Here is a 23,512-nt window from a genome sequence, read left to right as displayed (position 1 = left end):
TAGGACATATCGGATCCTCCTGCTTGACTCGCGAGGCTTTCTGCCTGTCAACATGTCGAGCGCAGTCTCGAAAACGGACCGTCAATCCACCGTCAATCAACTGCACGCGCCTATTCGGGAGACGCTTTTGCAAATTGGTTGTTAGGCTTACTTCGCAAACAGGTCATTGGGGGGCGCGATGGCCGCCGACCAATCCGGCGTGTCGGTATCGGTTCGCGTGCTGGGCGAAATAGGCGTTGATGTTGGCGGTGTGGCGGTGGCCCTGCCGGATAGCATCCGGGCGGTGGCGCTGCTGGGGTGGCTGGCCATCCATACGGGGTCGCGAAGCCGTTCGGAGGTCGCCTCGGCACTGTGGCCCGATGTTCCCGATTCGACCGCCCGCAATAGCGTGCGCACGGCGTTGTGGGCGCTGCGGCGCGCTTTCGGCGACCACGCCGATGCGGTACTGGACACGTCGCGCAACCGGATCGGATTGCGGAGCGTTGAGGTGGATGTCGCGCGGTTCGACGAGCTCGTCACCGAAGACCGCCTAGATGAGGCGTTGGCCATGCCTTCGGGCGAGTTGCTGGCGGGGCTCGATGACGAGTGGGCGCTCCTAGCGCGGGATTCGCACCGCGACAGGATGATCGCACTGCTGCGGGATCGGTCCGACAAGGCGGCCGCGAACGGCGATCTTGCATTGGCGATCGAGCGGGCCCGGCAAGCCGCGGAGTTGAATCCGCTTTCCGAAACATGTGCGCGTCTCCTGATGCGCCACTACGAGGAGACTGGAGATCGCTCGCTGGCGCTTGCGGTGTACGCGCGTATCGTCGACCGGCTCCGACGCGAATTGAAGATCGCCCCCTCGGACGAAACCTGGCAGCTGGCCGAGAAGATCCGCAGCAGCCAGCAGCGCCAGCATCGAAAGATGCAGGCCTCCAAGGAGTTACGTCGGCCAGCACTGGCGTCGCTGGTTGGCCGTGACCGGGAGCTCCAATCGCTCGGACAGGCGTGGCGCTCAGCACGTTCCGGCAGCGGCGGGGTGGCGATCGTGCACGGCGAGGCCGGCATCGGAAAGACCCGCTTAGTGGCCGAGCTCACCGAACTGGCACGCCACACCGGTGGTCTCGTCGCGCTTGGCACCACGTCCTCGATCGGATGTCCGCCGTTCTGGCCGTGGGCAGAACTTGCGAGCGCGTTGCTGCGCGGCTTGGGTGGTGTTCCCGACGGGGAGCCGTTCACTGGGGCACTCGCTCCGCTGCTGCCGACGCTGATCCAACCCGCGGCACCTGGTCCGCCTGATCTCGAGCAGGCTCGGCTCACCGAAGGACTGTTGGATCTGCTCGCGTACGCGTCAGCATCGGCACCGGTGCTGGCGGTCCTGGAGGACATGCACGGCTGTGACGACGCCAGCGCAGTTGTACTCGCCCGCGCGTGCCGGCGGGTGCAGGACCTGCCGGTGCTGTTGGTGTGGACGCGGCGCAACCGGCCACTGCCAACCGGCCTGGCCGACGCCGAGCACTCCGCGCGTCACTGCGAGGCGCTGTTGGCCGATGTCGCACTGGGACCCCTTGCAGATCACGACATTGCCGACATCGCGCGCAACGCTGGGGTGGTCGATGACGACGCGATCGGCACCGTGGTGGCGTCGGCCGACGGCAACGCACTGCTGGCGGCCGAGGCGGCTCGCTCCATCGCGCGCGGAGATGCGGCCCTTGCCGAAGGGCTGCGCTTCACCGTGCAGACCGCGCGCAGGCATCTGTCGGCCTCCCCGCGTGCACTGTGTGAGGTGATGGCCGTGGCAGGGCGCGCGCTGAGCATCGAAGACGCCCGCCGTCGAGCTGGGCCGGAAGACGACGCCCAGTTCGACGCTGTATTCGAAGCCGCAAGCGACGCAGGACTGTTGCAGATCGTCAATGGAAAGATCGATTTCCGGCACGCGCTGGTGCGCGATGCCTACTACGCAGACCTGCCTCAGTTGCAACGGATCCGGCTGCACGCCGGCGCGGCTCGTGATCTCGACGAGAATGGCGAGCCGGAACTCGCCGGCGAGGCCGCCCGACATCTCCTGGCCGCCGGTGATCGCGACGGAGCGGCCGGGCTCTTGATGCACGCCGCAGACCACGCGATGTCGCTTGGGGCGCTCACTCGGGCCGAAGAGCTTCTGACCGAGGCGTCCGATCTGCAGCCCTCCAACATCGAGATCGTGGTGGAACTTGCGGGTGTGGCCGCGCACCGGGGTATGGCGGAACAGGCGCTCGAGCGGTTCGAACGCGCGGTGAACGCCCTCGACGCCGCCGACGATCGGCTCGGTGTGGCGACCGCGCACATCCGCTGGGCCGAGTGGAACACTGGCCCGCTCTGTCGCCCCCTCGTTGCCCGGCGGTCCATCATCACCGCGGTGGAAGTCATTGACAGCGCGGGTGTTTCGGCGCTGCGGTTGCGACTTCAGGCGCAGGCGTTCCTGGCATTGTGCGAAGCGATGGCCGGTGACCCCGATTCCTGCGAACAGCTTCTGGACAGCATCGACGCACAGTGCCAACGGCTGCCCACCGACCCAATCCGTGACATCCGCCGCCACATCGCCAGGACCCTCGCTCACATCCGGCAAGGCCGCTTCGAGGAGGTCGGCGACGCTGGGCGGGCGGCGGCCGCGATTGCCCGATCGATCGGACGTCTTGACCTGATGTACGGATCGCTGCTCAACGCGGCGGCGGGTCTGGCGTCCACCGGCGCCTACCGTGAGGCCCTTCAACTTCTCGACGAGATTGGAACCGTGCCCAGCGGAGGTACGCTGCCACTGGCCATCGAGACCGACGTGCAACTCTCGCGCGCCTGGCTGATGTCTCGCGTTGGTCGGCATGCGGAGGCGATTCGTGTGGCCAAATCCACTCAGCGATTGGCAGAGCAGATCGGCGGCCCAGAACTTGCCGCGACCAGCGACGCCGAAACGGGTCGGGTTCTGCTGCGTGCCGGCTACTACGACGAAGCCGCCGAGTTCTTGGAGCGGGCCTTGAACGTCGAAAGCGCCTCGATCGGAAGGCCGTTGGCGCGCCTACAGCGCGCAGAGGCGCTGACTCGTTCGGGCCGACTCACCGATGCCGGACAGGAACTTGCGGCCGCCGTCCTGGAGCCCGTCGGGCGCGCCGATTGGCCCGACACGCTTGTCGCGCGAATGGCATTGGTGCGTGGGCTGATTGCCGCAGCGCAGGGCGACCGAGCCGGGGCGCAGCGCTATTTGGAGCGCGCCGCCGCGGCCTGGCGCCGTCGCATCGCCACTGCTGACGCCACCGGATCGACCGCCGCGCTGGCCGACTTGGGGCGGCCGGTGATCGGTCAAGTCTCACCGGCTGAAGAGCTCGACACCGTGCTTGCGGACCTTGCCCAACTCAACACCGGGAGCAGCCATGCCAAGCTTTGACGATTCGACTCAGACCTCCGCCGCCCCGGAAGACGTCTGGATGCTGTTGTACGACCCTGTGCGGTTTCCGGAGTGGTGGACCGGCATCGCGTCCACAGTCCCGGATGCAGACGGCGACGACTACACGATGTTCGTCGACGGGTATCCCGAGTTCCCGATGCCGCAGGCTTTGGAGGCCCGGGCCCAGGATCGGCGTGTCATCATCTCGTGCATGGTCTCCGATCTGGTGTTTCAGTGGCATCTCGAACCCGCAGACGGTGGTGGCACAACGATCTCTGTTCATGTCGACATCCCCGAGGCTGAGGCGGCGCGCTTGGACATGCAGCGCGAGGTGATCGGATCTTCGCTGCGGAAGCTGGGCGAGCTGGCGACGCCGCAATGACTTGACTCGCCCCCGTTGCGTGCGGGGATGCCACGTTTATCTGTCGCATCAGCGGTAGAAGCCGCGGGGTCCGACAACTATTTTGACGGAGGACGGATGCCGCACCACCTGCAAGGTGACTCCGAGCAGGCCGATCGCGACGCATACCGGGCGCTCGCCTGCGCTGCCGACGTCGAGGCGTACCTTGCCCTTCCCGATATTCTCGAGTGCCTCGCGACGCTGGCCGGCGCTACCGGCAGTCACCGCGAAGCGGCAGGGCTGTTCGGCGCGGCGGACGCTCTGCGGCAACGCGTGGGCGCCGTCCGGTTCAAGATCTATGATGCCGAGCACGAATCCGCGGTCGCGTCATTTCGTAATGCATTGGGCGACGCGGACTTCGAGCGCGCGTGGGCCGAGGGTGCGGAACTGTCCACCGGCGAAGCGGTCGCCTACGCCGAGCGCGGTCGTGCTGAATGCAAACGATCGGCTAGCGGCTGGGCATCGCTGACGCCGACCGAGCTTCACGTAGTACGGTCTGCCGCCGATGGTGCCGAGCTGCGAAGCCGTCGTGACGCCCTCTGCCACCAAATCCCGTGCAACGGCGGCGAAGTCCTCGGCGACCTTATGACTGTTCGCGTACGACTTGGTTATGCCACGCTGGCCCGTACTCCCCGCCGCCCAGGATGTTCGCCAGCACGTAGCTGCCTCCGCGCGCCATCCACGGCCGGCCGAACAAACCGAGGTAGCCGGGCAGCTGCGGCGCACACGAGGCGCCGTACCCGTTGAGCAGGGTAGGCCCGGGGCCGGTCGAATCCCGGTGCGCGACCGGAAAGTAAGGCACCCGGGTTTCTTCGGCTGACACGGTGAATATTTCTGTGGTCTTAAGTGTGAGTTCCAGGGGTTCACGGCGTGTGCTCAGTGCCCAGTGTCGAATTCGATGGGCAGGGTGGTCGGGCCGCTCATCCCGCTGGGCGGCTTCCACGGGGCGGGGCCGGTGCGGTGAGCGTTCGGCATTCGGCGCGTGATGACGGTCAATGCTTCAGCGAGTTCCAGTCGGGCGACGTGGGCGCCGAGGCAGTAGTGCGCGCCGCCGCCGAAGGTCAGCATCGCTGGCGGGTCGTCGCGGGTGATGTCGAGGCGGTCGGGGTCGTCGTAGACGGCAGGATCGCGGTTGGCGGCACCGGTGTTGGCGATGACGAGCGTGCCGGCCGGGATGATGACCCCGCCGAGTTCGACGTCTTCGATCGCCGTGCGGAGGGCGCCAAAGACGACGGGGGAATGGCGCATGGTCTCCTCGACAGCTTGCGGCGCCAGTTCGGGATGCTGAGCTAGCAGCGCCCATTGGGCGGGATGCTCGCAGAGGACCTGAACGGCGGCGGCGAGTTGGTTGCGGGTGGTGTCGGTTCCGGCGGTGAGGAGGACGGCGGCGAGCATGAGGAGTTCGTCGTGGGTCAACCGGTCGCCGTTGTCTTCGGCGCGGACCGGCCCGGCGACTACGACCGCCAGTGGCGTCGGATGTCCCGCCGCTACCGCCTGTTGACGGCGGGCCTGTTGCGGGCCAGCACGCACGCGTCGGTGCGCTCGAGGATCGTGCCAGCGGCCGCCGCGCTGCCCGCCATCTTCGCCGGGCTCGTCAATCAGTTGGCCGAGTAGGCCAAAGGCCGTGTTGCTATTGACCTCTGGCAACCCTTCTAGCACCATCCGCAGCATGACCCGAACTCTTGGCATCCGCTGCGGCGCCGCCGTCTTGATCGGCGCCGCAGCGCTGCAACTCGCGGCGTGTGGCACCTCGACCATCAAGCCCGACGGCGCCGCGCAGTCCGTCGTCGACCTGGTCTCGGAGAAGACCGATTTCAAGCCGACCGACGTGACGTGCCCCGACGGTATCGAGGCGAAGGTGGGTCAGGAGTTCGACTGCAAGTTCACCGGCCCGGACGGCAACTACTCCGCGCACATGAAGGTGCTCAAGGTCGAAGGCGAGCAGGTGTTGTTCGACATCAACACCAAGCGCGTCGGCTAACCGCTCACTCGGCGAGTCCGAGGAAGGCCCTGCCCCGCGGACTCAGCCGGTAACCCACGTCGAGACTGATCGTCAGGCCGATTCCCTTGAGCTGGCGCACCCTGCGCTTGAACCGGGGCACGTCCAGACCGACCCGCGCCGCGAGATCGGGCGCGCGGACCGCTTCGTTCTCGCCGATCATCCGTAGGTAGTCACGGGTCCACGGTGTTCCGACGGCATCCCAGCGGTCCAATCGTGCGGTGATGGCGGCGATGTCGGCGTCGGTGAGCACGTCGTCGGCGGCGAGCCCGGGACGTTCGTCCGGCGCAAGGAAGGACACCGTGATCAGGTAGGTGTGCTTGGCCGGGCGACGGTCGAGCTCGGTCTGCGCGGCCTTGGCGCTCGAAAAACCGGCCGCGACCGCCTGCGCCGCGGTGACCCGGTAACCGCCGGGATGCTCGGTCACGGCGTCGATGCGCACGGTGCCCACCGGAGTGCGCTGCGTACCACCGGATTTGGCGCGCGGCGCATCCCAGCGGCGCAGTACCAACGTGATGTTGCCGTCGGCGATCCCCTCGGCGGTGGCGCGGTTCAAGAGCACGCGATCGATCGTAGGGATGTCGGTGTGGCGATGTCCGGAATCGGCCGATCGTTCCTAGGATCTGATGGGTGAACGATCGATACGGCTCCGACGTGCTGGCCCGCGACCCGCACGGCTCACGGCGACCCCGGTCCACCGAGCAGGTCGCCGAGATGGGTCTGGTGGTCGAGGACGCACAGACCGGTTACGTGGGTGCGATCGTCGCCGTCGAGTACGGGCGAATGCAACTCGAGGACCGCAACGGCCGCAGGAAGTCCTTCCCGATCGGCCCCGGCTACCTCATCGACGGCAAGCCGGTGATCATCAACCCGCCGCGGCGACAGGCGCCCGCCGCGCCGACCAGGACGGCGTCGGGTTCGGTGGCGGTGACCGGCGGGCGCGCCAAGGTGGCGCTGGCGAGCCGCATCTACGTCGAGGGACGCCACGACGCCGAACTCGTCGAACAGGTGTGGGGTCACGACCTTCGGGTGGAGGGTGTCGTGGTCGAGTACCTCGGCGGCATCGACGACCTCTCCGCCATCGTCGCGGAGTTCCAACCCGGGCCCGGTCGCCGGCTCGGCGTCCTCGTCGACCACCTGGTCGCCGGCTCGAAGGAGACCCGGATTGCCGACGCCGTGAAGCGCGGACCGGGTGGCGCCAACACCCTGGTCGTCGGCCACCCGTACATCGACGTCTGGCAGGCCGTCAAGCCGTCCCGGCTGGGGCTCCAGGCCTGGCCGGTGATACCGCGCGGAACGGATTGGAAGCACGGCATCTGTGCAGCACTCGGCTGGCCGCATGCCGAGCAGGCCGACATCGCCGAGGCGTGGAGGCGGATCCGCGGCAAGGTGCGTGACTGGAACGACCTGGAGCCTGCCCTCATCGGCCGGGTCGAGGAACTCATCGACTTCGTCACCCAACCCGCCGACTGATCCGTGGTAAGCCTGAGCTGTGTCTGATGGCCTTTTCGACATCGGCGGCGATTCGCCGCGCGCCGAGCTGAGTTACGGCGCGCCCGCCTCTGCACCCCTTGCGGTCCGGATGCGGCCCGCCGGTCTTGACGAAGTCGTCGGCCAGGACCACCTGCTGCGGCAGGGCTCACCGCTGCGTCGGATGGTCGAGGGATCCGGCGCCGCATCGGTCATCCTCTACGGCCCGCCCGGCACCGGTAAGACGACGCTCGCATCGCTGATCTCGCAGGCCACCGGCCGGCGATTCGAGGCACTTTCGGCGCTGTCGGCTGGAGTCAAGGAGGTGCGTGCCGTCATCGAGGTGGCTCGACGGGCGGCCGCGCATGGCGAGCAGACCGTGCTCTTCATCGACGAGGTGCACCGGTTCTCCAAGACCCAGCAGGACGCGCTGCTGGCCGCGGTGGAGAACCGCGTGGTGCTGCTGGTGGCGGCCACCACTGAGAATCCGTCCTTCTCCGTCGTGGCGCCGTTGTTGTCGCGGTCGCTGATCCTGCAGTTGCAGCCGCTGACCCCCGACGCGATCCAGGCGGTCGTCGAGCGCGCCATCGCCGATCCGCGCGGCCTTGGCGGCAAGACGGTCGTCGACCCCGAGGCCGTGGACCTGATCGTTCGACTGGCGGCTGGAGATGCCCGGCGCGCGCTGACCGCATTGGAGGTGGCGGCCGAGGCGACCGATCGGGTGACGGTCGAGACCGTCGAGGAGTCGCTGGACAAGGCGGCCGTGCGCTACGACCGCGACGGCGATCAGCACTACGACGTGATCAGCGCGTTCATCAAGTCGGTCCGCGGGTCCGACGTCGACGCCGCCCTGCACTACCTGGCCAGGATGCTGACGGCGGGGGAGGACCCCCGATTCATCGCGCGCCGGTTGATGATCCTGGCCAGCGAGGACATCGGGATGGCCGACCCGACCGCGTTGCCCACGGCCGTCGCCGCCGCGCAGACCGTGCAGCTGATCGGCCTTCCCGAGGCCCAGCTCACGCTGGCGCACGCCACGGTGCACCTGGCGTCGGCGCCCAAGTCGAACGCCGTGACGACGGCGCTGGGGGCCGCGATGGCGGATATCAAGGCAGGCAAGGCAGGTCTGGTGCCGCCGCACCTGCGCGACGGCCACTACTCCGGCGCCGAGAAGCTGGGCAATGCCGTCGGCTACAAGTACGCCCACGATCATCCCGATGGTGTTGTGCCCCAACAGTATCCGCCAGACGAGGTGGTGGGCGTCGACTACTATCGGCCCACCTCGCACGGTGCCGAACGCGATATCGCCACCCGGCTCGACAAGCTGCGCGCCATCATCCGCAAGAAGCGCTGAGCGTTCGACGAAATGACCCCTTGACACCCGCGTGCAGGTCTTCTACCTTGGTAATCAATCAATTGATTGATCAATGAGAAGGTTGACGATTGAGAAGTGATGAAGAGGCGGAGACGGGGCTGGACCGTGCCTTTCTGGCACTGGCCGACCCCGTCCGGCGGGCCATCGTGGCGAGGTTGTCACGCGGTCCGGCGACGGTCAACGAGTTGGCCGCACCGTTCGACATCACGAAACAAGCAGTGTCCAAGCACATTCAGGTGCTCGAACAGGCCGGCCTTGTCACCCGCAGTCGGGATGCCCAGCGCAGGCCGGTGCACCTGGACGCGGAGGCACTGGAGCGGCTGACGGCCTGGATCGATCGATACCGGTTGGATGCCGAACGCAACTACCGCCGGCTGGACGGGCTGTTGGCGGCGATGACCGAACACGACACCACCGAACACGAGAACAGGGGAACGAAACCATGACGAACGCACTCAACCTGGTGGCGCCGGTCGACACGCTGGCGATGGACTTCACCCGCGACTTCGACGCACCGGCGTCGGCACTGTTCCGCGCTCACGCCGATCCGGAGCTCGTCAAGCAGTGGCTGGGGCCGTCGCGCAACGAGATGACCATCGAGCGCTGGGACTTCCGCACCGGCGGTGGCTACCGGTATCTGCACCGCGGTCCGGACGGCGCCGAGTACTGGTTCAACGGCGTCTTCCACATCGTCCGCGACGACGAATTCGTCGTCCAGACCTTCGAATTCGAGCTCGCGAGGGACATGGTGAACATCGAGTTCATGTGGTTCGAGGATCTCGGTGACGGGCGGAGCCGGTTGCGGGGTCGGTCGATCTGCCCGAGCGTCGAGGCGCGTGACGCCCTGTTGTCCTCCCCGATGGAGAGCGGGATGACCGAGGGTTATGACCGACTCGACGCGCTGCTGGTCGACTAACGGCGCAACAATCCGCCGCGGCGGCGTCCCATCATCGCCGAGACCAGGCCAACGCCGACCGCGGCCACGAGGACCTGGACGAGCAGTTCGAGCCAGTCGATGCCGTTGGTAGCGGTGGGAATTCCCATCGCCCGTGCCAGTGCGGTGCCGACGAATGCGGCGACGATGCCGACCAAGATGGTGACCAGCATGGAGATGTTCTGCTTGCCGGGTGCCACCATTCGGCCGAGCACGCCGATCACGACGCCGATGAGAATCGCGGTGATGATGCCGGTGATTGTCATGTCTTTCCTCCAGGGGACGATTGCTGATTGAGCAATACCCCTGGCGCGCAATTACAAACGCCAGCGTCAATGGCGACGCCGACGGTACTGGTGCGAGCGAAGCGACGGGAGACTGTCAGGCCAGCTCGGGCACCCGCAGGTGGGCCAACACCAGCTCGAATTCACCGTCGGCGACCTCGGTGGCGCCCGCTGCGCGGATCGACTCGGCCTTGAGTGCCCTCGCCTGGTCCCTGTTGCGTTCCATGGCGGCGCGGCCGCTGAACGACACCGAGGACACCGCGCGTCCCGATCCGCGTTCGACCATCAGGCTGGCACTGCGGAATCCGTCCAGGTGCTCGACTTGAGGCAGCACAGTCGAGCGGAAGTACTCGATGCCAGCATCCATCTGGTCGGGAGGCAGGGCGAGCCAGGTGGCTCGCATGCAGGCGCCGGTGTCGGAGCTGCGCTGCCGGTGCAGAACGGCGATCTCCCACGCTTCGACCGTCGCGCGACCGCCGAACGCGTCTGCGGCCCGATCGCGAAGTGGCCCAATGTCCTGGGCGCTCGCGCGCTGGGCCTCGTCGGATTCCCACGCGCTGGTGGCAATGCACTCGCCGGACTGCCGGTCGACCACCAGAGACAGCCCGATGAAGCCGGCCATCTCCTGAAGCGCTGGCATCACGTCATCGCGGACACACGAGATTCCTGCGTCGATGGACGATGGCTGCGCAGCGATAGTGGTAGTTCGTGCGAACACGATCCACCTCCCTTGTCGGGTCGTGGCGGCGCCCCGGTAGCGCCACCGGTCCACCGACAACTGTCCTCCGTCGGATATGCCGAGGCAATGGTGTTGGCGGGCTCACTTGACGGCCGGCTCGTAGGCTCGGACTCATGCACACCGAGGTACTCGACGTCGACACCTCCCGACGGCGGACAGTCGATCTGACCGATGCCGTGCTGGCGTTCTGCGCAAGGCGCGGTCCCAACGCCGCAGGCCTGTGCAACGTGTTCGTCCCGCACGCGACCGCAGGCGTGGCCATCATCGAGACCGGCGCCGGGTCCGACGACGACCTGGTCGACACGCTGGAGCGCCTGCTGCCGCGCGATGACCGCTACCGGCACTCGCACGGCGCACCGGGGCACGGGGCCGATCACGTCCTGCCCGGCATCGTGTCGCCGTCGGTGACGGTACCGGTGCAGAGTGGCAAACCGCTGCTGGGGACCTGGCAGAGCGTCGTGCTGGTCGACCTCAACCGGGACAATCCCCGCCGCTCGGTCAGGTTGAGCTTCATCGACGGTTGAACGGCACCGGGTGAGCTTGCCGTGACCGATCCAATGTCGCCGCCGGAGCGGCTCCGGGTCGCAACCCGCGCCTGTCAACCGCCCGAATGCGGACCGGTACTGTAATGCGGTCGAGAAACTCCACCAATTAAGGACAACAGCACGTGCAGACACACGAGATCAGGAAGCGCTTCCTCGATCACTTCGTGAAGGCGGGACACACCGAAGTGCCAAGCGCATCGGTGATCCTCGACGACCCCAACTTGCTGTTCGTCAACGCCGGCATGGTGCAGTTCGTGCCCTACTTCCTTGGCCAGCAGACACCGCCGTGGAATCGCGCGACCAGTGTGCAGAAATGCATCCGCACGCCGGACATCGACGAGGTCGGCATCACCACTCGGCACAACACCTTCTTCCAGATGGCAGGCAACTTCTCGTTCGGCGACTACTTCAAGAAGGGCGCCATCGAGTTCGCGTGGACCCTGTTGACGAACCCGCAGGATCAGGGCGGCTACGGGTTCGAGCCCGAAAGACTGTGGGCCACCGTCTATCTCGATGACGATGAGGCCATCGCGCTGTGGCAGGAGATAGCCGGGCTGCCGTCCGTGCGCATCCAGCGCCGCGGCATGGCCGACAACTACTGGTCGATGGGCATCCCAGGCCCGTGCGGGCCGTCATCGGAGATCTACTACGACCGCGGACCGGAGTACGGAATCGAGGGCGGCCCCGAGGCCAACGAGGACCGCTACATCGAGATCTGGAACCTCGTCTTCATGCAGAACGAGCGCGGCGGGGGCACCAGCAAGGAGGACTTCGAGATCCTCGGGCCGTTGCCGCGCAAGAACATCGACACCGGCATGGGCGTCGAACGGGTGGCGTGTCTGCTGCAGGGCGTCGACAACGTCTACGAGACGGACCTGGTGCGGCCGGTCATCGACCTGGTCGCCGGAATCGCCCCGCGCGGGTACGGCGTCGGCAATCACGATGACGACGTGCGCTACCGGATCATCGCCGACCACAGCCGTACCGCGGCGATCATCATCGGCGACGGCGTCAGCCCCGGCAACGACGGCCGCGGCTACGTGCTGCGCCGCCTGCTGCGCCGGGTGATCCGGTCGGCCAAGCTGCTCGGCATCGACACCCCGATCGTGAGCGAGCTGATGGTCACGGTGCGCGACGCGATGGGACCGTCGTACCCAGAACTGGTGACGGACTTCGACCGGATCCAGCGCATCGCCGTGGCCGAGGAGACCGCCTTCAACCGCACGCTGGTGGCGGGTTCGCGGCTGTTCGAGGACGCCGCCAACTCGACGAAGTCGTCCGGCGCCACGGTGCTGTCGGGCACCGACGCGTTCACCCTGCACGACACCTACGGCTTCCCGATCGAGCTGACCCTGGAGATGGCGGCCGAGACCGGGTTGAGCGTCGACGAGGAGGGCTTCCGCGGCCTGATGGCCGAGCAGCGGCAGCGTGCCAAGGCCGACGCCGCAGCGCGCAAGCACGCCCACGCCGACCTCACCGCCTACCGCGAACTGGTCGACGCAGGTCCAACGGAGTTCACCGGATTCGACGAACTCTCTTCCGAGGCAAGGATTCTCGGCATCTTCGTCGACGGCAAGCGCGTTCCCGTCGTCGCGCACTCCGGTGGGATCGGCGGCTCCGCCACCGGTGGCGAGACGCTCACCGCCGATCGCGTCGAGCTGATCCTCGACCGCACTCCTCTGTACGCCGAGTCCGGCGGCCAGATCGCCGACATCGGATCGATCACCGGTACCGGCTCCGGCCAGGCCGCGAAGGCCGCCGTCACCGACGTACAGAAGATCTCCAAGACGCTGTTCGCGCACCGCATCACCGTCGAGTCGGGCGAGTTCGTCGAGGGCGACACCGTCGTCGCGGCCGTCGACCCGAAGTGGCGCCACGGCGCCACCCAGGGGCACTCCGGCACCCATATGGTGCACGCCGCGCTGCGACAGGTGTTGGGCCCCAACGCCGTTCAGGCCGGCTCCCTGAACCGGCCCGGCTATCTGCGGTTCGACTTCAACTGGCAGGGCGCGCTGAACGACGAGCAGCGCGACCAGATCGAGGTCGTCACCAACGAAGCCGTCGAGGCCGACTTCGCAGTGAACACCATTTACACCAAACTCGAGAAGGCCAAGGCTATGGGTGCGATGGCGCTCTTCGGCGAGGCCTACCCCGAGGACGTCCGACTGGTCGAGATCGGTGGCCCGTTCTCACTGGAACTCTGCGGTGGCACGCACGTGCACAACTCGGCGCAGATCGGACCCGTGACGATTCTCGGTGAGTCGTCGGTGGGCTCCGGGGTGCGCCGCGTCGAGGCCTACGTCGGACTCGACTCCTTTAAGTACCTGGCCAAGGAACGCGCGCTCATGGCCGGCCTCGCGTCGTCGCTGAAGGTGCCGTCGGACGAGGTGCCCGCCAGGGTCGCCAACCTCATCGAGCGGCTCAAGGTTGCCGAGAAGGAACTAGATCGTGCCCGGCTGGCGAACGCGCGGGCAGCCGCGGTGAACGCCGCTGCAGGCGCCGAACAAGTGGGTAAGGTCCGTCTGGTGGCACAGCGGATGGCCGGCGGGATGTCGGCGGCCGATCTGCGCAGCCTCGTCGGCGACATTCGCGGCAAGCTCGGATCCGACCCCGCTGTGGTGGCGCTGATCGCCGAGGGCGATGACGACTCGGTGCCGTTCGTGGTGGCGGCCACCCCAACCGCGCAAGATCTCGGTCTTTCCGCCAATGACTTGGTCAAGACGCTCGGTGCTGCCGTGAACGGCCGCGGCGGCGGCAAGGCCGACCTCGCGCAGGGGTCCGGCTCTGGCGCCTCCGGAATCGATGCGGCCCTCGCCGCGCTTCGTGCCGAGGTGGCACGGAGTCAGCGGAGCTGACTTAGTGGGAGAAACCGAAGACCGTCTGCCGGACCGGCCCGGGGGCAGCCTGCAGCCGCCGGATCCGGGACGCGGGCGACGGCTCGGCGTCGACGTGGGTACCGTCCGCATCGGTGTGGCCAGCAGCGATCCCGACGGAATCCTCGCCACCCCGGTGGAGACGGTTCGGCGCGACCGCACCGACAAGCACGTGAAGCGACTGGCCCGGCTCGTCACCGATATGGACGTGGTAGAGGTGGTGGTTGGACTGCCGCGCACCCTCGCCGAGCGGACCGGGCCGTCGGCCGTCGACGCGATCGCCGTCGCGGACGCGCTCGCGGCCCGCATCGCACCGATCCCAGTGCGGCTGGTCGACGAGCGTCTCACCACTGTGACCGCGCAGCGGGAGCTGCGGGAGGCCGGCATCAAAGCGAAGGGACAGAGGGCCATGATCGATCAGGCCGCCGCGGTCGGCATTCTGCAGACCTGGCTGGATCAGCGGCGGGCCGTTCTGGCCGACCGCACCGGAGCGGCCGATGCCTGACGACTGGGTCCGCGAGCGGACGGAGCCGGTGTCGGTCGGCAGGCCGCGTCGTGGCATGAGCCGCAGGGAACGCGCCCGTGCGACGCGCAACCGCCGCAAGCGTCGGACGGTCACCGGATTCGCGGTCGCCGCCCTCATCGTCGTCGTGATCGGCACGGTGTTCCTCGGTTCCCGGCTCTGGCACGGGCTGTTCGGCGCAGGGGACGACTACCAGGGCGGCGGCGTGAGCGACGTCGTGATCGAGGTCCACAACGGCGACTCCACGACCGCGATCGGCCAGACGCTGCTAGACCATCAGGTGATCGCGACCGTGCCGACCTTCGTGAAGGCCGCCGCGGGCAACGCCGCGATCTCGGCGATCCAGCCCGGGTTCTACAAGGTGCGCACCGAGATCCCAGCAGCGAATGCCGTTGCGAGACTTGCCGATGCGCAGAACCGGGTCGGTCGACTTGTGATCCCAGAAGGCCGTCAGCTCGACGACATCGCCGACGTCAAGACCAACGACGTCACGCAGGGTGTGTTCACGCTGATCTCCGAGGCCACCTGCGTGCAGCTCGATGACACCAAGCAGTGCGTCAAGGCCGACGATCTCAAGCAGGCCGCGGGTTCGGCGGAGCCGTCGGCGCTGGCCATCCCGGAATGGGCGCTCGGCCCGATCAAGACCCTCGGCAACGACCACCGCCGCATCGAGGGGCTGATCGCACCGGGCACGTGGAACGTGGACCCGTCGGCGTCGGCACAGGACATCCTGTCCACCCTGATCGCAGGTAGCAGTCGGCAGTACGAGCAGGAAGGACTGCTGGAGGCAGGCAAGGCCGCCAACCTGTCGCCGTACCAGATCCTTACGGTGGCGTCGCTGGTGCAGCGCGAGGCCAAACCCCAGGACTTCGCCAAGGTGGCCAGGGTCATCTACAACCGGCTCGCCGAACCCGAGCACAACCGCCTCGAGTTCGACTCGACGGTGAACTACCCGCTCGATCGTCAAGAGGTGGCCACCACCGACGGCGATCGCGCTCAAAACACGCCGTGGAACACCTATGTGCGCGAAGGGCTTCCGGCAACGCCGATCTGCTCGCCCGGGCAGCCCGCACTGGCCGCCGCGGAGAACCCCGAGCCTGGTGACTGGCTCTACTTCGTCACCGTGGACATGACGGGCACCACGCTGTTCACCCGCGACTACCAGCAGCACCTGGCGAACATCGAACTCGCCAGACACAACGGTGTCCTCGACAGCGCCCGGTAACGGCGCACGCCGGGCGGCGGTCCTGGGATCGCCGATCGTGCATTCGCGGTCGCCGCAGCTGCATCTCGCGGCCTACCGCGCGCTGGGTCTTACCGACTGGACCTACGACCGCATCGAGTGCACTGCCGACGAATTGCCTTCACTGGTCGGCGGTTTCGGCCCCGAATGGGTCGGGGTGTCGGTCACCATGCCCGGCAAGTTCGCCGCACTCGCGTTCGCCGACGAGCGCACCACCCGTGCCGAACTCGTCGGCTCGGCCAACACGCTCGTGCGCACCGATGCCGGCTGGCGCGCCGACAACACCGACGTCGACGGCGTTACGGGCGCGCTCGGTGCGAAGCTCGAAGGCAACCCATCCGACCTGGAGCGGGCCGCCGTGCTCGGCTCGGGCGGCACCGCGCCGGCAGCGCTCGTCGGGCTCGTGGAGCTCGGGGCGGCCGACGTGTCGATCGTCTCCCGCAATCGCGACAAGGCCGAGCCGCTGCTCGCCCTCGGCGCCCGGCTCGGCGTCGCCGTGCGGTGGGTCGCGCTGGGTACCCCGCTGGGCGACGTCGATGCCGTCGTCAACACGCTGCCTGCGAGCGTCGCCGCCGAGCACGCCGCGACGGTCGCGGGGGCGTGGCTGTTGCTCGACGCGATCTACGACCCATGGCCGACCCCGTTGGCGGAGGCGATCGCGGCCGCGGGCGGCTGGGTGGTCAGCGGACTGGACATGCTGCTGCATCAGGCCTTCGCCCAGGTGGAGCAGTTCACCGGGCGCCCAGCGCCGAAAGAGGCGATGAGCGCCGCCCTCGGCTGACGTTAGCCTTCGAAGATGGGGGCGGGGGTGGCGTGCGCCTGCGTGCTGGCCTGGTTCGCGGCGCTGACGGTGTACGACATCCGGCAGCGGCGACTACCCAATGCGCTGACATTGCCGGGCGCCGCGGTGGTGCTTGCCGTCTCGGTCGTCACCGGTCGCGGCGTGCCTGCGCTCATCGGCGCGCTCGCCCTTGCGCTGTTCTATCTCGGCGTGCATCTGGCGGCGCCTGCGGGCATGGGCGCGGGGGACGTCAAGCTGGCGATCGGCGTCGGCGCGCTCACGGGATCCTTCGGCGTCGACGCCTGGGTGCTGGCGGCGTTGGGCGCTCCGATGCTGACCGCGACTTGGGCGGTGGCCGTTGCGTTGCGCGGCAGGGATGCCACGGTGCCGCACGGTCCGTCGATGTGCGCTGCAGCTGCCGTCGCCGTGGCGCTCGTCGTTATCTAGGTTGCGGACCGCGTTACGTTCGTTCGGTGGTGATGATCGGTTCGCGGCAACGCAGCCAGCCCGCGCCGCCGTGGGCGATCTTCGACGACCTCTGCGACCCGAATCGCCAACCGAGCCGCCCATGGCTGCTGCTTCTCGACGAGGAGATCGCCCCGGCAGTGCTCGAATCCGATCGGTCCAGGCACGTGGTCTGGTCATCGCTGTGGCTCAAGCGGCCCGATGCGCGCCTGCACTTCGACCTGGTGCCAGCGGACCGCGGTACCGAGCTGCGCTGGACCCTCTACGTCGACGAGCCGGTGCCGGACGCGAGCCTCACCGGGCACATGCGCAAGCGGATCGGCGAACTCATCAACGCCAACCTCCGCTACACCTACGGCAGCTAGGCGGCTACGAGCCGTAATACAACGTGATGGTGCCGTCCTTGTTCACGCCGGTGCCCGGTGGTGGGTCTTGTCTCACGACGCGGTTGCGGTCCTTGTCCTGGCCCGGTACGTCGCCGCCGTTGAGCGGTGTTCCGAGGAAGCCCTGTCCCTGCAGAATGGGAACGACCTCGGTGTAGAACTTCGCCGTGAGGTCCGGCATGGCGAACTGATTGCCCTTGGAGACCTGCACCTGGATCGGGGCGTCCAGCGGCGTGTCCGCACCGGCGGGCGGCACGGTGGCCACGACCTGGCCCGAGGGCAACAAGCCGTCGACGGAGACTTGGATGACATTGGTGAACTTGGACGCGCTGAGGATCTGTTGGGCGACGTCGGCCGTCTGGTTGGCGACTGGCGGCACCGGCGCGGTCCCGGGTCCCGAGCCAACGAAGACGGTGATCTCGTTGGTGATCGCCGACGTGGAATCGGTAGGCGGACTGATGTCCACCACCTGGCCCTTGTCGTCGGGGCTCGACGCCTTCGACGCCTGCACGACCTTCTCGAAGCCGGCGTCCTCGAGCTTGCTCGCGCACTCCTGATAGGTCTGCTTCAGGCAGTCGGGGATCTTCACCTGTGTGATGCCCATCGAGACGTTGATCGTGACGACGTCGCCCGTGCGGGCCTCGGAGTTGGCGTCGGGTTCGGTGTTTATGGCCTCGCCTTGACCCACCGTGGAGTCGGGCTTCGTTTGGACGTTGACCTTGAAACCGGCGTTCTCCAGCGCGGTTCTGGCCGCGTCGAGCGATTGACCGTGCACGTCGGGCACACGTGCGTCGCGGGTACCGAACACGTTGAACCCGACCGTGACCACGATGGCCAGCACCGCGAGCATCGCGACGGCGATCACCCATCGGCGGATCGACCTGCTGCGTGCGGGAATCGGCTCGGTGGGCTGCAAGTGGTTGCCGCGTGCGGACGCCGTCGACAGCAGGTTTGAATGCTCGGCGTCGGTGAACAGCTTCGGGGCGTCTGGTGCCTCGCCGCTGTGCACGCGGATCAGATCGGTGCGCATCTCCGCCGCGCTCTGATAGCGGTTCTCGGGATTCTTGGCCAGCGCCTTGAGCACCACGGCATCCAACTCGGGGGAGATGTCGCCACGGCGCTGAGACGGGCGAACCGGGTCCTTGCGCACGTGCTGGTAGGCCACCGAGACTGGTGAGTCGCCGACGAAAGGTGGCTTGCCGGTGAGCATTTCGTAGAGCACGCAGCCCAGTGAGTACACGTCCGAGCGGGCGTCGACGTTGTCGCCGCTGGCCTGCTCGGGGGACAGGTACTGGGCGGTGCCGATCACGGCGGAGGTCTTGGTGAGCCTGTTGCCGGTGTCGGCAAGTGCGCGGGCGATGCCGAAGTCCATCACCTTCACCGCGCCGGTCTTGCTGATCATGATGTTGGCGGGTTTGACGTCGCGGTGGATGATGCCGTGCTGGTGGCTGAAGTTCAGCGCCTCACACGCATCGGCGATGACCTCGACGGCCTGCTGCGGCTCCATCGGGCCGTCGTTGCGCACGATGTCGCGCAGCGTCACGCCCTCGACGTACTCCATCACGATGTAGGGCAGCGGCCCCTCTGGCGTCTCGGCCTCGCCCGTGTCGTACACCGCGACGATCGACGAATGGTTGAGCGCTGCGGCGTTCTGGGCCTCCCGGCGGAAGCGCAAGTAGAAGCTGGGGTCGCGGGCGAGGTCGGCGCGCAGCACCTTGACCGCGACGTCGCGGTGCAGCCGGACGTCGCGGGCCAGGTGGACCTCCGACATGCCGCCGAACCCGAGGATGTCACCGAGTTCGTAGCGGTCGGACAGGTGCTGAGGAGTGGTCATCGCCATGTTTGTTCTAGGACCGAGGGTAACGGTGGTACCCCAGCTTCCCACGCCACGTCTACGCGAATCGGCCGCTGGCCTGCTCAGCATCTCCTGCCGCACGCTCCACGCGGTCGCGGTGAGCGGCCCACCAATCACGGTCATCGGAGGGCAGATTGCGCGCGTCGGCGTGCCACCCTGCAGTCGACGAGCTCCCGCACGATGTCGGCGTGGCCGGCATGCCGACTGGTCTCGGCGAACATGTGCACCAGGATGCGGTACAGCGTCACGGTGCGACGGCCCTCCGGCCACGATGCTCTGCCTTCAAGTCATCGGCATCCTGGTGAGACGCTACCGACCATGTCCACCCGCGCCGCCACCCTCGACGATCTCGACGCCATCGCCCAGATCTACCGCCACTACGTCGCCACCAGCATCGCCACGTTCGAAATGGACCCACCGGATGGCGTCGAGTGGCGCCGCCGGTTCGCCGCGATCACCGACGCAGGCCTACCGTTCCTAGTCGCCGAGCGCGACGGGGCAGTTGCCGGGTACGCGTACTGCGGGCCGTGGAAGTCCAGGCCGGCCTATCGCGCGACCGTCGAGGACTCCGTCTACGTCGCGCCGTCTGCCGTCGGGAAGGGGTGTGGCACCGAACTGGTGCGCGCCCTCCTCGACGCCTGCGTCGCCTTGGGAGTCAGGGAGGTGATCGCGGTGATCGCCGACACGGGTGACCCGGCGTCGGTGGAACTGCATCGCCGGTGCGGCTTCGTGGACGCCGGACGGCTGACCCGCGTGGGCTTCAAGCACGGCCGGTACGTCGACACGTTGCTGCTGCAGCGCACCCTGGCTTGAGACGATTACGTCCGGAATTCCCCGGCGTGGGAAGATGGGACGCGTGTTGCGATGGATAACTGCCGGTGAATCGCACGGCCGCGCCTTGGTGGCCGTGGTCGAAGGCATGGTTGCGGGCGTAAGCGTCACCACCGAGGACATCGCAGGCGAGCTGAAACGCCGTCGCCTCGGCTACGGCCGCGGCGCCAGGATGAAGTTCGAGGCCGACGAGGTCACCGTGCTGGCCGGGGTCAGGCACGGGATCACGCTGGGCGGCCCGATCGCCATCGAGATCGGCAACAGCGAGTGGCCGAAGTGGGAGACCGTGATGTCCGCCGATCCGGTGGATGCGGCCGACCTGGACGTGGCGCGCAACGCGCCGCTCACCCGCCCACGGCCCGGCCATGCCGACTACGCGGGCATGCTCAAGTACGGCTTCGACGACGCGCGTCCGGTGCTCGAGCGCGCCAGCGCCCGGGAGACCGCCGCAAGGGTCGCCGCAGGCACCGTCGCCCGGGCGTTCCTGCGGGAGGCACTCGGCGTCGAGGTGCTGTCGCACGTCATCTCCATCGGCGCGTCGAAGCCCTACGACGGCCCGCCCCCGCAGCCGGGCGACCGCGACGCCATCGACGACAGCCCCGTCCGCGCCTACGACAAGGACGCGCAAGAGGCCATGATCGCCGAGATCGAGGCCGCAAAGAAGGACGGCGACACGCTCGGCGGCATCGTCGAGGTGGTCGTCGAAGGACTGCCGATCGGGCTGGGCTCCTTCACCAGCGGCGAGAACAAGCTGGACAGCCAGCTCGCCGCCGCGGTGATGGGCATCCAGGCCATCAAGGGCGTCGAGATCGGGGACGGCTTCGAGACGGCGCGCCGTCGCGGGACCGTCGCCCACGACGAGATCTACCCCGGTCCGGGTGGCGTGATGCGATCCACCAACCGCGCCGGTGGCCTCGAGGGCGGCATGACCAACGGCCAGCCGCTTCGGGTTCGGGCCGCCATGAAGCCCATCTCGACGGTGCCGCGCGCCCTGGCGACCATCGACATGGCCACCGGCGACGAAGCCGTCGCCATTCACCAGCGTTCCGACGTGTGCGCGGTGCCCGCGGCGGGCGTGGTCGTCGAGACCATGGTCGCGTTGGTGGTGGCCCGCGCGGCGCTGGAGAAGTTCGGCGGTGACTCGCTAGCCGAGACCCGCGCGAATGTCGACAACTACCTGCGTGGCATCGCCGACCGGGGTCATTCCGGCGGGCAGGAGCGCAGCGACCGGGGGATCGATTCGGGAGAGCAGGCGTCGGGCTGATGGCGCCGAAGGCCGTCCTCGTGGGCATGCCCGGCTCGGGCAAGTCCACCATCGGGCGGCGTCTTGCCAAGGCGCTCGACGTGCCGCTGCTCGACACCGACGTCAAGATCGTCGAGACCACCGGCCGCACCATCGCCGAGATCTTCGTCGAGGGCGAGCCCGAGTTCCGCCGCATCGAGGCAGACGTGGTGCGCGCGGCGCTGGCCGAAACCGACGGGATCGTGTCGTTGGGTGGTGGCGCGGTGACCTCTGCCGAGGTGCGCGAGGCACTGGCCGGTCACACCGTGATCTACCTGGAAATCAGTGCCGCCGAGGGTATTCGGCGCACGTGCGGCGGTTCGGGGCGGCCCTTGTTGGCTGGCGCGGACGCGGCCGAGAAGTTCCGCACGCTGATGTCGGCGCGGGTTCCGCTGTACCGCGAGGTCGCCACGATGCGCATCAACACCAACCGGCGCAACCCCGGTGCGGTGGTACGCCACATCGTGCACCGGCTGCATTGCGCCACAACGGAACCCGAGCGTAGCCGACGGCGCCGTAGGTCGTCCTGGCGCAGGCTGCCGACCGTCCTCAATCCTGCCCCAACCACCGAGGCCCCGCCGAGTCCCGCGGCGCTGGCCCGCCGAGCGGAAGCGCGCAATGACTGAACCCGTGACCGTCAACGTCCTCGTCGAGCGGCCATACCCGGTGATCATCGGTCGTGGTCTGCTCGATGACCTGACCCGGACGCTCGACGGCCGTCACAAGGTGGCGATCCTGCATCAGCCGGTGCTGAACCAGACCGCCGAGTCGATTCGGGATCATCTGTCGGAGAAGGGCGTCGACGCGCATCGCATCGAGATTCCCGATGCCGAGGCAGGCAAGGAACTGCCGGTCGTCGGCTTCATCTGGGACGTGTTGGGCCGCATCGGAATCGGCCGCCGCGACGCCGTCGTGAGCCTTGGCGGGGGAGCTGCCACCGACGTCGCAGGCTTCGCCGCAGCGACCTGGTTGCGCGGCGTCGACATCGTGCACGTGCCGACCACGCTGCTGGCCATGGTCGACGCCGCAGTCGGCGGCAAGACCGGCATCAACACCGACGCGGGCAAGAACCTGGTCGGTGCTTTTCACCAGCCGCTCGCGGTGCTCGTCGACCTTGCCACGCTGGAGACGTTGCCGCGCAACGAGATCGTCGCGGGCATGGCCGAGATCGTGAAGGCAGGCTTCATCGCCGACCCCGTCATCCTCGATCTGATCGAGGCCGACCCCGAGGCCGCGCTCGACCCGGCAGGAACGGTGCTGCCCGAGTTGATCCGGCGGGCGGTCGCGGTCAAGGCGGAGGTCGTGGCCGCCGACGAGAAGGAATCCGCGCTGCGCGAGATCCTCAACTACGGCCACACCCTGGCGCATGCGATCGAGCGACGCGAGCGCTACCGGTGGCGCCACGGTGCCGCGGTCTCGGTGGGGTTGGTGTTCGCGGCCGAACTCGGCAGGCTCGCCGGGCGGCTCGACGACGCCACCGCCGACCGGCACCGGTCGATCCTGACCTCGCTTGGGCTGCCGGTGAGCTACGACGCCGACGCCCTGCCGCACTTGCTCGAGTACATGGCCGGTGACAAGAAGACCCGTGCCGGAGTGCTGCGTTTCGTCGTCCTCGACGGGCTGGCCAAGCCGGGCCGACTGGAGGGCCCTGACCCAGCGCTGGTGGCGGCGGCCTACTCGGAGATCGGAATTCGATGAGCGGGACGGTCAACGTCATCAACGGCCCGAACCTCGGCAGGCTCGGGCGCCGTGAGCCCGCGGTCTACGGCACCACCACACACGACGATCTGGTCGCCCGGATCGAGCGCGAGGCCGCCGAGCTGGGGCTGAAAGTCGTTGTCCGCCAAAGCGACAGTGAAGCCGAGTTGCTCGGCTGGATTCACGCTGCCGCCGACGCGGGCGAGCCGGTGGTGCTCAACGCGGGCGCGCTGACCCATACCTCGGTGGCGCTGCGCGATGCGTGCTCGGAACTCAGCGCACCGCTGATCGAGGTACACATCTCGAACGTGCACGCCCGCGAGGACTTCCGGCACCACTCATACCTGAGCGCCGTGGCGACGGGTGTGATCGTGGGGCTGGGCGTGCAGGGGTACCTGTTGGCGCTGCGCTATCTGGCCAGTAGCGGTTAGG

The 23,512-nt window shown here is 67.9% G+C and carries 26 protein-coding genes and 2 pseudogenes; 20 read left to right on the top strand and 8 right to left on the bottom strand.

The genetic code is table 11. The features are described from left to right. Window positions 1-178 precede the first annotated feature (178 nt). Both HNP02_RS01735 and HNP02_RS01730 read left to right on the top strand, forming a co-directional pair. Complete coding sequence (locus HNP02_RS01735; RefSeq protein ID WP_184433698.1) at window positions 179-3,400, top strand: AAA family ATPase; 3,222 nt, start codon at window positions 179-181, stop codon at window positions 3,398-3,400. Continuing rightward, window positions 3,387-3,782 carry an SRPBCC family protein gene (locus HNP02_RS01730; protein WP_184433695.1) on the top strand — a complete coding sequence of 132 codons (396 nt, stop codon included), beginning with the start codon at window positions 3,387-3,389 and terminating at the stop codon, window positions 3,780-3,782. The genes HNP02_RS01735 and HNP02_RS01730 overlap by 14 nt, the downstream gene beginning before the upstream one ends. Before the next feature lie 48 nt (window positions 3,783-3,830). Here HNP02_RS01730 and HNP02_RS01725 read toward each other — a convergent pair whose 3' ends face one another. From HNP02_RS01725 to HNP02_RS01715, 3 genes and pseudogenes are all read right to left on the bottom strand, one after another. Continuing rightward, entirely contained in the window at window positions 3,831-4,112 is a 282-nt protein-coding gene (locus tag HNP02_RS01725; protein WP_184433692.1) for a hypothetical protein, read from the bottom strand. A gap of 271 nt (window positions 4,113-4,383) precedes the next feature. Next, window positions 4,384-4,623 carry a S9 family peptidase gene (locus HNP02_RS01720; RefSeq protein ID WP_184433689.1) on the bottom strand — a complete coding sequence of 80 codons (240 nt, stop codon included), beginning with the start codon at window positions 4,621-4,623 and terminating at the stop codon, window positions 4,384-4,386. A gap of 53 nt (window positions 4,624-4,676) precedes the next feature. Beyond that, window positions 4,677-5,243, bottom strand: a pseudogene (locus HNP02_RS01715) (cytochrome P450); the annotation flags it as partial. Here HNP02_RS01715 and HNP02_RS42415 point away from each other — a divergent pair. Beyond that, the gene (locus HNP02_RS42415; RefSeq protein ID WP_375373636.1) at window positions 5,208-5,414 is read left to right on the top strand and encodes a hypothetical protein; all 207 of its coding nucleotides are present in this window, start codon (window positions 5,208-5,210) and stop codon (window positions 5,412-5,414) included. The pseudogene HNP02_RS01715 and the gene HNP02_RS42415 sit on opposite strands and share 36 nt — an antisense overlap. 55 nt (window positions 5,415-5,469) lie before the next feature. Continuing rightward, the gene (locus tag HNP02_RS01710) at window positions 5,470-5,781 is read left to right on the top strand and encodes a DUF4333 domain-containing protein (RefSeq protein WP_184433683.1); all 312 of its coding nucleotides are present in this window, start codon (window positions 5,470-5,472) and stop codon (window positions 5,779-5,781) included. Window positions 5,782-5,785: 4 nt separating this feature from the next. On the opposite strand, the gene HNP02_RS01705 is transcribed toward HNP02_RS01710, so the two are convergent. After that, a complete protein-coding gene (locus HNP02_RS01705; protein WP_184433680.1) occupies window positions 5,786-6,361 on the bottom strand; it encodes a hypothetical protein in 576 nt (191 codons plus the stop codon). Window positions 6,362-6,429: 68 nt separating this feature from the next. On the opposite strand from HNP02_RS01705, the gene HNP02_RS01700 reads away from it, so the two are divergent. The 4 genes from HNP02_RS01700 to HNP02_RS01685 all read left to right on the top strand — a co-directional run bounded on the left by HNP02_RS01700 (window position 6,430) and on the right by HNP02_RS01685 (window position 9,560). Beyond that, complete coding sequence (locus HNP02_RS01700) at window positions 6,430-7,272, top strand: DUF3097 domain-containing protein (RefSeq protein WP_184433676.1); 843 nt, start codon at window positions 6,430-6,432, stop codon at window positions 7,270-7,272. A 19-nt stretch (window positions 7,273-7,291) separates the two neighbouring features. Then, window positions 7,292-8,623: a replication-associated recombination protein A gene (locus tag HNP02_RS01695; RefSeq protein ID WP_184433673.1), complete on the top strand. Its 1,332-nt coding sequence runs from the start codon at window positions 7,292-7,294 to the stop codon at window positions 8,621-8,623. Window positions 8,624-8,712: 89 nt separating this feature from the next. Continuing rightward, window positions 8,713-9,090 carry a helix-turn-helix transcriptional regulator gene (locus HNP02_RS01690; RefSeq protein WP_184433670.1) on the top strand — a complete coding sequence of 126 codons (378 nt, stop codon included), beginning with the start codon at window positions 8,713-8,715 and terminating at the stop codon, window positions 9,088-9,090. Then, window positions 9,087-9,560, top strand: a complete 474-nt coding sequence (locus HNP02_RS01685; protein ID WP_184433665.1) for an SRPBCC family protein — start codon at window positions 9,087-9,089, stop codon at window positions 9,558-9,560. The genes HNP02_RS01690 and HNP02_RS01685 overlap by 4 nt, the downstream gene beginning before the upstream one ends. On the opposite strand, the gene HNP02_RS01680 is transcribed toward HNP02_RS01685, so the two are convergent. Both HNP02_RS01680 and HNP02_RS01675 read right to left on the bottom strand, forming a co-directional pair. After that, on the bottom strand, window positions 9,557-9,844 hold the full coding sequence (locus HNP02_RS01680) for a GlsB/YeaQ/YmgE family stress response membrane protein (RefSeq protein WP_184433662.1): 288 nt from the start codon (window positions 9,842-9,844) through the stop codon (window positions 9,557-9,559). The genes HNP02_RS01685 and HNP02_RS01680 overlap by 4 nt on opposite strands. 115 nt (window positions 9,845-9,959) lie before the next feature. Next, window positions 9,960-10,580, bottom strand: coding sequence for a hypothetical protein (locus tag HNP02_RS01675; RefSeq protein WP_184433659.1), 621 nt, complete (start codon window positions 10,578-10,580; stop codon window positions 9,960-9,962). A 134-nt stretch (window positions 10,581-10,714) separates the two neighbouring features. On the opposite strand from HNP02_RS01675, the gene HNP02_RS01670 reads away from it, so the two are divergent. The 7 genes from HNP02_RS01670 to HNP02_RS01640 all read left to right on the top strand — a co-directional run bounded on the left by HNP02_RS01670 (window position 10,715) and on the right by HNP02_RS01640 (window position 17,396). After that, window positions 10,715-11,125: a secondary thiamine-phosphate synthase enzyme YjbQ gene (locus HNP02_RS01670; RefSeq protein WP_184433654.1), complete on the top strand. Its 411-nt coding sequence runs from the start codon at window positions 10,715-10,717 to the stop codon at window positions 11,123-11,125. Window positions 11,126-11,268: 143 nt separating this feature from the next. After that, window positions 11,269-14,001 (top strand): alanine--tRNA ligase, encoded by a 2,733-nt coding sequence (gene alaS / locus HNP02_RS01665; protein WP_184433650.1) that lies wholly within the window; start codon window positions 11,269-11,271, stop codon window positions 13,999-14,001. A gap of 4 nt (window positions 14,002-14,005) precedes the next feature. Continuing rightward, window positions 14,006-14,524 carry a Holliday junction resolvase RuvX gene (gene ruvX / locus HNP02_RS01660; protein WP_184433646.1) on the top strand — a complete coding sequence of 173 codons (519 nt, stop codon included), beginning with the start codon at window positions 14,006-14,008 and terminating at the stop codon, window positions 14,522-14,524. Further along, complete coding sequence (mltG, locus tag HNP02_RS01655; RefSeq protein WP_184433642.1) at window positions 14,517-15,767, top strand: endolytic transglycosylase MltG; 1,251 nt, start codon at window positions 14,517-14,519, stop codon at window positions 15,765-15,767. The genes ruvX and mltG overlap by 8 nt, the downstream gene beginning before the upstream one ends. Beyond that, entirely contained in the window at window positions 15,745-16,566 is an 822-nt protein-coding gene (locus HNP02_RS01650; RefSeq protein WP_184433638.1) for a shikimate dehydrogenase, read from the top strand. The genes mltG and HNP02_RS01650 overlap by 23 nt, the downstream gene beginning before the upstream one ends. A gap of 15 nt (window positions 16,567-16,581) precedes the next feature. After that, window positions 16,582-17,013: an A24 family peptidase gene (locus HNP02_RS01645; RefSeq protein ID WP_184433635.1), complete on the top strand. Its 432-nt coding sequence runs from the start codon at window positions 16,582-16,584 to the stop codon at window positions 17,011-17,013. A 32-nt stretch (window positions 17,014-17,045) separates the two neighbouring features. Continuing rightward, on the top strand, window positions 17,046-17,396 hold the full coding sequence (locus tag HNP02_RS01640) for a hypothetical protein (protein ID WP_184434926.1): 351 nt from the start codon (window positions 17,046-17,048) through the stop codon (window positions 17,394-17,396). 4 nt (window positions 17,397-17,400) lie between these two features. Here HNP02_RS01640 and pknB read toward each other — a convergent pair whose 3' ends face one another. Both pknB and HNP02_RS43975 read right to left on the bottom strand, forming a co-directional pair. Then, window positions 17,401-19,248 carry a Stk1 family PASTA domain-containing Ser/Thr kinase gene (gene pknB, locus HNP02_RS01635; RefSeq protein ID WP_184433632.1) on the bottom strand — a complete coding sequence of 616 codons (1,848 nt, stop codon included), beginning with the start codon at window positions 19,246-19,248 and terminating at the stop codon, window positions 17,401-17,403. 140 nt (window positions 19,249-19,388) lie between these two features. After that, window positions 19,389-19,490, bottom strand: a complete 102-nt coding sequence (locus HNP02_RS43975) for a DUF664 domain-containing protein (protein WP_375373632.1) — start codon at window positions 19,488-19,490, stop codon at window positions 19,389-19,391. Window positions 19,491-19,587: 97 nt separating this feature from the next. On the opposite strand from HNP02_RS43975, the gene HNP02_RS01625 reads away from it, so the two are divergent. The 5 genes and pseudogenes from HNP02_RS01625 (at window position 19,588) to aroQ (ending at window position 23,511) form a co-directional block, all read left to right on the top strand. After that, entirely contained in the window at window positions 19,588-20,082 is a 495-nt protein-coding gene (locus tag HNP02_RS01625) for a GNAT family N-acetyltransferase (RefSeq protein WP_184433629.1), read from the top strand. Between the two features lie 43 nt (window positions 20,083-20,125). Then, window positions 20,126-21,364, top strand: coding sequence for a chorismate synthase (gene aroC, locus HNP02_RS01620; protein ID WP_184433625.1), 1,239 nt, complete (start codon window positions 20,126-20,128; stop codon window positions 21,362-21,364). Next, window positions 21,364-21,858: pseudogene (locus tag HNP02_RS01615) on the top strand (shikimate kinase); the annotation flags it as partial. The gene aroC and the pseudogene HNP02_RS01615, both read left to right, overlap by 1 nt. 142 nt (window positions 21,859-22,000) lie before the next feature. After that, window positions 22,001-23,080, top strand: a complete 1,080-nt coding sequence (gene aroB, locus HNP02_RS01610; protein ID WP_184433607.1) for a 3-dehydroquinate synthase — start codon at window positions 22,001-22,003, stop codon at window positions 23,078-23,080. Then, window positions 23,077-23,511 carry a type II 3-dehydroquinate dehydratase gene (gene aroQ / locus HNP02_RS01605; RefSeq protein ID WP_184433604.1) on the top strand — a complete coding sequence of 145 codons (435 nt, stop codon included), beginning with the start codon at window positions 23,077-23,079 and terminating at the stop codon, window positions 23,509-23,511. The genes aroB and aroQ overlap by 4 nt, the downstream gene beginning before the upstream one ends. Window position 23,512 lies beyond the last annotated feature (1 nt).

Source organism: Mycobacterium sp. AZCC_0083 (assembly GCF_014202335.1).
Taxonomy (GTDB): Bacteria; Actinomycetota; Actinomycetes; order Mycobacteriales; family Mycobacteriaceae; genus Mycobacterium.
This window is presented reverse-complemented; position numbering and strand designations above follow the sequence as displayed.

Bases quoted from the DNA above. Each gene is read 5' to 3' on its own strand.
- HNP02_RS01735 (WP_184433698.1), top strand. From the start codon at position 179: ATGGCCGCCGACCAATCCGGCGTGTCGGTATCGGTTCGCGTGCTGGGC.
- HNP02_RS01730 (WP_184433695.1), top strand. From the start codon at position 3,387: ATGCCAAGCTTTGACGATTCGACTCAGACCTCCGCCGCCCCGGAAGAC.
- HNP02_RS01710 (WP_184433683.1), top strand. From the start codon at position 5,470: ATGACCCGAACTCTTGGCATCCGCTGCGGCGCCGCCGTCTTGATCGGC.
- HNP02_RS01685 (WP_184433665.1), top strand. From the start codon at position 9,087: ATGACGAACGCACTCAACCTGGTGGCGCCGGTCGACACGCTGGCGATG.
- HNP02_RS01680 (WP_184433662.1), bottom strand. From the start codon at position 9,844: ATGACAATCACCGGCATCATCACCGCGATTCTCATCGGCGTCGTGATC.
- HNP02_RS01670 (WP_184433654.1), top strand. From the start codon at position 10,715: ATGCACACCGAGGTACTCGACGTCGACACCTCCCGACGGCGGACAGTC.
- mltG (WP_184433642.1), top strand. From the start codon at position 14,517: ATGCCTGACGACTGGGTCCGCGAGCGGACGGAGCCGGTGTCGGTCGGC.
- HNP02_RS01645 (WP_184433635.1), top strand. From the start codon at position 16,582: ATGGGGGCGGGGGTGGCGTGCGCCTGCGTGCTGGCCTGGTTCGCGGCG.
- HNP02_RS01640 (WP_184434926.1), top strand. From the start codon at position 17,046: ATGATCGGTTCGCGGCAACGCAGCCAGCCCGCGCCGCCGTGGGCGATC.
- pknB (WP_184433632.1), bottom strand. From the start codon at position 19,248: ATGACCACTCCTCAGCACCTGTCCGACCGCTACGAACTCGGTGACATC.
- HNP02_RS43975 (WP_375373632.1), bottom strand. From the start codon at position 19,490: ATGTTCGCCGAGACCAGTCGGCATGCCGGCCACGCCGACATCGTGCGG.
- HNP02_RS01625 (WP_184433629.1), top strand. From the start codon at position 19,588: ATGTCCACCCGCGCCGCCACCCTCGACGATCTCGACGCCATCGCCCAG.
- aroB (WP_184433607.1), top strand. From the start codon at position 22,001: ATGACTGAACCCGTGACCGTCAACGTCCTCGTCGAGCGGCCATACCCG.
- aroQ (WP_184433604.1), top strand. From the start codon at position 23,077: ATGAGCGGGACGGTCAACGTCATCAACGGCCCGAACCTCGGCAGGCTC.